This is a genomic window from Kosmotoga sp. (assembly GCF_982836095.1).
On record NZ_CEYIHJ010000025.1, the window covers coordinates 4,891 to 9,185 of the forward strand.

Annotated in this window: 4 protein-coding genes; 2 read left to right on the forward strand and 2 right to left on the reverse strand. The window is 41.6% G+C overall.

All coding sequences use genetic code 11. The annotated features are described in order from the left end of the window. Window positions 1–456 (reverse strand): cation diffusion facilitator family transporter (locus tag AC3LHT_RS03100; protein WP_488661945.1); only part of this gene is annotated, 456 nt, incomplete at its 3' end. 98 nt (window positions 457–554) lie between these two features. Beyond that, a complete protein-coding gene (locus AC3LHT_RS03105) occupies window positions 555–1,985 on the reverse strand; it encodes an alpha-amylase family glycosyl hydrolase (RefSeq protein ID WP_290666117.1) in 1,431 nt (476 codons plus the stop codon). Between the two features lie 100 nt (window positions 1,986–2,085). On the opposite strand from AC3LHT_RS03105, the gene AC3LHT_RS03110 reads away from it, so the two are divergent. Then, the gene (locus AC3LHT_RS03110) at window positions 2,086–3,141 is read left to right on the forward strand and encodes a type IV pilus twitching motility protein PilT (RefSeq protein ID WP_488661953.1); all 1,056 of its coding nucleotides are present in this window, start codon (window positions 2,086–2,088) and stop codon (window positions 3,139–3,141) included. Continuing rightward, window positions 3,141–4,220 carry a peptide chain release factor 1 gene (gene prfA / locus AC3LHT_RS03115; protein ID WP_488661946.1) on the forward strand — a complete coding sequence of 360 codons (1,080 nt, stop codon included), beginning with the start codon at window positions 3,141–3,143 and terminating at the stop codon, window positions 4,218–4,220. The genes AC3LHT_RS03110 and prfA overlap by 1 nt, the downstream gene beginning before the upstream one ends. Window positions 4,221–4,295: the final 75 nt, after the last annotated feature.

The following is a 4,295-nucleotide window of genomic DNA, read 5'->3' on the forward strand; positions in this document are numbered from 1 at the left end:
GATGGCATCTGCTATAAAAACATCGCTATCGATTTTATGGCCTATGTACAATTTGTATTTGTAGAGAGCATATTTCCCCGCTGATGAAATAAAAGCCACTGACAGGACAATTGGTAGGTTTTCAACAAGGAGTTTCCCAGAAATGAGCTTTTGCATTGAGAAGATGGCTAATTGGGCACCTGCAAAGAAAATTATCATGGAGATTATCTTTGAGGCAATTGTTTCAGCGCGTTCGTGACCATAGGGATGTTCCTCATCGGGGGGCTTTTTTGAAAGATTTGTAGAAACCAAAGTGATCACAGAGGTCAATATATCGGTTGCAGAATCAAGACCATCAGCTGTGATGGCCATACTTCCTGTAAAGGCACCGGTAATAATTTTCAGTGCAGAAAGCAAAGCATTGCCAACAATGCCTATTACCGCCCCTTTTTTAGCGTTTTCTTCTCTGTTTTTCACAACATTCTTCTCCATTGAACAAAAATAGAACATAAACAGTCTTATTTATAAAGAAAGCTTACCCCCCTAATTACTGTCGCGGGCTGCAGCCCGCTTTTTTATTTGATCATCGCTGAGCTCATTCTTTCGAGAGAAATCGAATTCTCAAATTCCGATAATTCTCCGTTTATCAGAGTAGCATGCCCCTGCTTTTCAAGTATAACCGCTTTTGGGTTGAAATTGTGCACAAAAAGGGTTGTTTCCCCTTTTACTTCAACAGCGAGAAATAGAACATTGTTTTTTACCTTTATTTCCAGTATTTTACAATTGCCTATCCATGAGTTCTTTTTCCTAAAGTGCAGGATGTTCTTGACTCTGGAAAAATAGGAATGGATTGTCAAACCCTGCACCTCATAAGAAAGTCCAGAAAAAGGAGGATTGCTTGCAAATGCCTTCCATTCTGTCTGCCATGGTCCGGAGCCAAGTTCGAACCATGGAAAAGGTTCAAGTTGAGCTTCGTTGGCAAATTCGTTGTATTCGCCTTTCATTCCCAACTCTTCACCATAATATATAAAAGGAATACCTGGAAGTGTTGTGAGTACAGAGAAAGCAAGGAGCGCTTTGCTTTCATCACCTTTCATATAGGACAACAGTCTTGTCATATCGTGATTTGTCAAAAAAGTTCCTGAGGCGTACAGAATCTCATCTCCGAAATATCTATTCATAACATGATATAGCGCTTCAGCTAATTTTCCAGGATTTAGCACAAGGATATTTTCCTTTATTGCATATGCCAGTGGAAAATTAAATCCAATTCCAAATACGGTGGAATACAAATCAACGATATCCGGGTCATCCCAGACTTCACTGACAAAAACAGCATCGGGATTTATTTTTCGACAATGCTCAGTTAGGTCTTTCCAGAAAGCAATGTTTCTTTCGTGCTGATATTCACATTTACCAGTCTCTTTTGAAAAGTCGAAAATATGTTTGGCAGCATCAAACCTGAACCCGTCAAATCCAAGAGAGAGCCAGAAAGAAAGAATTCTTTTAGCTTCTTCGCGAAGCTCGGGGTTTTCGTAGTTTAAATCGGGGCTTCCCGGGCCGAAAAGTGCATAGTAATATTCACCGTTGAGTTTTGACCAAACTTTCTGATTATCCCAGGGTCTGCGTGCCTTTAGCCATTCGGGCTTCTCTAACCAAAGATATTTACTTCTATGCCTATTATCACCTGAAAGAGCTTTTAAGAACCAAGGGTGAGTTATGGCAGTATGATTCAAAGGCATGTCTAAAATCACTTTCATGCCTTTTGTATGAGCACGTTCGAGAAAAACCTTGGCATCTTCCAGAGTACCATATGCCGGGTTGACTGAGTAAAAATCTGAAACAGTATATCCATGATATGAAGGAGATTTCATTATTGGTAGTAACCATATTCCTGTTATACCCAGCTCCGCAAGGTAATCGAGTTTTTCTGTGGCACCCTTGAAATCGCCGATGCCATCTCCATTTCCATCCGCAAAGGAGCGAAGAAAGAGTTCGTAAAACATTTTTTAACCTCCTAAATCGATCTGAAGAGATAATACATCATACGAAAAAGATATTATCAATTCACTATGTTAAAATCCATTAAGAAAAGAGGGAGGTGTGATAATGCAGCTAAATGAAATCCTCGCTAAAGGAGAGAATTACGGAGCAAGTGATATTCATATCACTCCGGGCCAAAAGGTGGCTTTCAGGATAGATGGATCACTTTTTAATGACAATGAATTGCGACCTTCTATGGAAAACATAATTCAGTTGCTGAGAGAATTGGAAGAAAAAACGGGAATAGAACTCACAGATCCTGTCAAAAAAGAGGTGGACTTTTCTTTTAGTTTTGGGGAATCACGTGTGAGGGGAAACCTTTATTTCTCTGACAAATTGCCAATTTTAGCACTGAGGTTGATTCCCAAGAAAATCCGTACCCTTGATGATCTCGGATACCCCCCGTTGTTCAAAGAATTTTGTTCGCCTGATAAAGGGCTTGTGCTTGTTGCCGGGCCAACAGGAAGCGGAAAATCCACAACACTTGCAGCCATGCTCGAACATATAAATGTAAACCGGCCGGTTCATCTTATAACAATCGAAGATCCCATAGAATATGTTTTTGAATCAAAATTGGCATTAGTTCATCAACGTGAGCTGGGACAAGATACAAGCTCATTTTCAAATGGCTTGAAATATGCCTTAAGGCAAGATCCGGATGTAATACTCGTGGGTGAGATGAGAGATGCTGAAACGATGGAGCTTGCAATGACAGCTGCTGAAACTGGGCATCTCGTTTTTTCGACAATTCATACTAATTCCGCTTCCACCACCCCGGAAAGGATTATTGGTGTGTTTCCGCCATATCAGCAGAATCAGATTGCCATGCAGCTCGCAAACAGTTTACTGGCGGTAATATATCAGAGGCTTTTAAAACACAAAAGTGGGAAAGGCAGGGTGCCGATTCTAGAGATTATGGTTGTGAATCAGGCGATAAGAAACCTGATAAGGGAGAAAAAGTTTCATCAAATAGAATCCATGATGCAAGCAGGTGGAAGATTTGGTATGGTAACCTTTGACGATGCGCTTATAAACGCCTTTAAACAGGGAGATATCTCTATGGAACAGGTTAAAAACTATGCTCGCGATCCTGAAGCCGTAACCAGGAGGTTAATCTGATGAATCCGGTGGAGATTCTCGATTCACTGAGAAAACAACTGAAAGAAGTCGAAAAGGAATTGTCATCGCCAGAAATTTCCTCAAACCCTGATAAACTTATGGAGCTCAGCAAAAAACACGCTGAGCTAAGAGAGATATTCTTGCTTGAAGAGGGAATTGAGGCAAAGGAGAGAGAATTGCAAGAATGGAAAGACCTCCTTGAACTTTCACCATCAGATGAGCAGGAGGAAATAAAACAAACCCTGGAACATTTGCAAAAGGAAATTGAAAAGCTTCATCTTGAACTCAAAATGCGCCTTGTACCTGATGAAGATTCTGATAGGAATACCATCGTTGAGATCAGAGCTGGTGCAGGTGGGGAAGAGGCAGCACTCTTCTCGGCAGACCTTTTCAGAATGTACGCTCGGTTTGCAGAAAGATCGGGCTGGAAAGTTGACGTGCTGGACATGAATGAGACTAACCTGGGTGGTTATAAGGAAATCGTCTTCGAAATCAAAGGGAAAGATGTATATAGAAAATTGAGATACGAAAGTGGTGTACATAGAGTGCAGAGAGTTCCAAGAACCGAATCAGGTGGGAGAATCCACACTTCCGCCGCCACAGTTGCCATTCTTCCAAAGGCCACAGAACTGGATGTGAAAATTGACCCTTCCGAATTGCGTATAGATACGTTCAGAGCCTCTGGCGCTGGAGGGCAACACGTTAACAAGACAGAATCCGCGGTTAGAATCGTTCACCTTCCTACAGGCATTGCAGTTTCAGTGCAACGCGACCGCTCACAGCATCAGAATAAAGCCAGGGCTATGGAGTTGCTGAGAGCGCGGCTTTTTGACATGATGTTGCAAGACCAAATGAGCAAAATGTCTCAAAAAAGACGACTGCAAATTGGTTCTGGAGACAGAAGCGAAAAAATCAGAACGTATAATTTTCCACAAAGCAGAGTCACAGACCATCGGATAAATTATACAAGTTACAGGCTAGCGGAAATTCTCGACGGCGATCTTGAAGAACTCGTTTCGAGACTTATCGAAGCGGATCTTGAGATAAAGCTCAAGGAGCTTCAAGAGCGGTTGAAATAAGTGTTGAGAAAAAAGAGAGGGGCAGTTTGCCCCTCTCTTTACGTTATTTCATCATCAAGGATATATGCCTCTGAG